At 63.4% G+C, this 2,215-nt stretch carries 3 protein-coding genes; 2 read left to right on the forward strand and 1 reads right to left on the reverse strand.

Annotated features, from left to right (window positions below; translation table 11 throughout):
* Positions 1 to 143, reverse strand: a 143-nt coding sequence (locus VMD50_RS22095; protein ID WP_325430722.1) for a DUF5372 family protein, incomplete at its 3' end; no start/stop codon positions are given.
* On the opposite strand from VMD50_RS22095, the gene VMD50_RS22100 reads away from it, so the two are divergent.
* Both VMD50_RS22100 and VMD50_RS22105 read left to right on the forward strand, forming a co-directional pair.
* Positions 122 to 976 (forward strand): Mu transposase domain-containing protein, encoded by an 855-nt coding sequence (locus tag VMD50_RS22100; protein ID WP_325430718.1) that lies wholly within the window; start codon positions 122 to 124, stop codon positions 974 to 976. The genes VMD50_RS22095 and VMD50_RS22100 overlap by 22 nt on opposite strands.
* The gene (locus VMD50_RS22105; RefSeq protein ID WP_475448095.1) at positions 970 to 1,767 is read left to right on the forward strand and encodes an ATP-binding protein; all 798 of its coding nucleotides are present in this window, start codon (positions 970 to 972) and stop codon (positions 1,765 to 1,767) included. The genes VMD50_RS22100 and VMD50_RS22105 overlap by 7 nt, the downstream gene beginning before the upstream one ends.
* The last annotated feature ends 448 nt before the right edge of the window (positions 1,768 to 2,215 follow it).

Consider the following 2,215-nt stretch of genomic DNA (forward strand, 5'->3'; position numbering starts at 1 on the left):
AACACCCGATCCTCCGACCACGTTTGCCGAACCGCCAGAAACACAAACTCCCGCCCGGACCACGGGTGAAACGGGTGCGTCACCCGAACAATTCGCTGATCACCGACGGGATCGAGCGCAGTTGACAACGTGGAACAAGCCACGCGTCGAGAGGGCGGTTCAATACGTACGCGGAAACTTCTTCGCCGGAGAGGATTTCGTCGATCTGGCCGACGCTCAAGCCCGCGCCGAAGCCTGGTGTGCGCACAAGGCCGGGCTGCGCATCCACGGCACCACTTGCGCGCAACCTGCGGCGGTGTTTAACGAGCAGGAGGCGCCGGCGTTGTTGGCCGCGCCCGACCGACCCTATGCCGTGCCGGTCTATGTCGAGGTCAAAGTCCACCGCGACTACCACGTCCAGATTGATCGGGCTCTGTATTCCATTCCAGAACATCTTCTTGGGCAACAGCTTTCCGCCCGCGCCGACGAGGAGCTGGTGAAGCTGTTCTATCGCGGGCAGCTGGTCAAGACCCATCCCCGCCAGCCGGCGGGCGGGCGGTCCACCGACCCGTCTGATCTGCCCGCCGAGAAAACCGCCTACGCCATGCGGGATGTGGCCCGGCTGGTGGCCGCCGCGGCCGCACACGGCACCAACGTGGGCATCTACGCCGAGCGTCTGCTGGATCACGACCTGCCCTGGACCAAGATGCGCCAGGTGTACCGGCTGCTGTCTTTGGTCAAGCGCTACGGCGCCGGGCCGACCGACACCGCGTGCGGGCGCGCACTAGACCTCGACGTCATCTCGGTGGCCAAGATCGCCGCCATGCTGGAAAAAGCCACCGAGAACATCGCGATACCACCGCCGCGGGCGGCTAGCGGCCTGGCGCCGGCGCGGTTTGCCCGCGACGCTGCCGAATACCAGATCAAGCGGCCGGACTGGATGAGGGTCATTGACGGCGGCGCGCTACCGGGCAACCAGCAGGAGCAGCTGTGGTGACGAAAACCATTGCTAACGAACCAATCTCACCAGACCTCAAACGGGTGCTGCGCCAGCTTAAACTCTCACCCATGCTCGACACCCTTCCCGAGCGGCTCATCCTGGCCAACCAACAGCACCTATCCCACGCAGCGTTTCTTGAACTCGTCCTCGCCGACGAAGCCACCCGCCGCGACACCACCTCGGCGGCCCGGCGCGCCCGCACCGCAGGGCTGGACCCCGGCATGCGCCTGGATACCTGGGACGAGAGCGCCGGCGTGCGCTACGACCGCACCCTATGGAACGAGCTGACCAGCCTGCGGTTCCTCGACGCACCCCACGGGGCTTGTGTCCTGGGGCCGGTCGGGGTCGGCAAAACGCATCTGGCCACCGCCCTTGGGCACATCGCCGTGCGCCGCCGGGTTCCCACCCTGATGCTGCGCGCTGATGCGATGTTCAAACGGCTCAAAGCATCCCGGCTCGACAACAGCACCGAAGCCGAGATGCGCCGCCTCGCCCAAGTGCGGCTGTTGTTGATCGACGACTTCGCGCTGCAACCCATGGACGCCACCGAAACCGCCGACTTCTACGAACTGGTCGTGGCCCGCCACCACCAGGCCGCCACCGTGCTGACCTCGAACCGCAGCCCCGATGAGTGGCTGGCCATGATGAGCGACCCGCTACTGGCCCAGTCGGCGATCGACCGACTCACCTCCACCGCGCACGAGCTGGTCGTCGAAGGCCAGTCCTACCGGCGGCGTCAAAAACCATCAGTTGACAGCGCCAAAAATCCCGACCACCATGCTCGCTGAGCCCAAACAGGTGGTCCCTAGCTGGTGGCTAACCAGTGGTCCCATCACCGTGGCAAATGACAAGATACCGACAAAGTGCGGATTTTGCCCTTTCGGATGCCATCTCGATCCCACCAAGATCACAGAAATGCGTACCTGACCTGCATCGTCTCGAAGTGGTCCCGGCTGGGATCGAACCAGCGACCTTCCGCGTGTGAAGCTGAGGCGAATCCAGAACGGAGGCGTTTGTGCTGGTCAAGCTGGACGAACTGGACTCATCTTGGGGGTTCAGAGCACACGCTATGGCCGGCGTGGCGGATACGGAGCAGATGAAAACCGAAAAGATGAAAACTTAACCAGCAATTGTTGATGAGATGTTGATGGAAAAAGAGAACTGGCCAGGACTTATGGTCCTGACCAGAGGATTCTCGGCGGAGCTGCCGGGAATCGAACCCGACTGTCTACCAGT

It is taken from the genome of Mycobacterium sp. (genome assembly GCF_035506235.1).
Lineage (GTDB): Bacteria > Actinomycetota > Actinomycetes > Mycobacteriales > Mycobacteriaceae > Mycobacterium.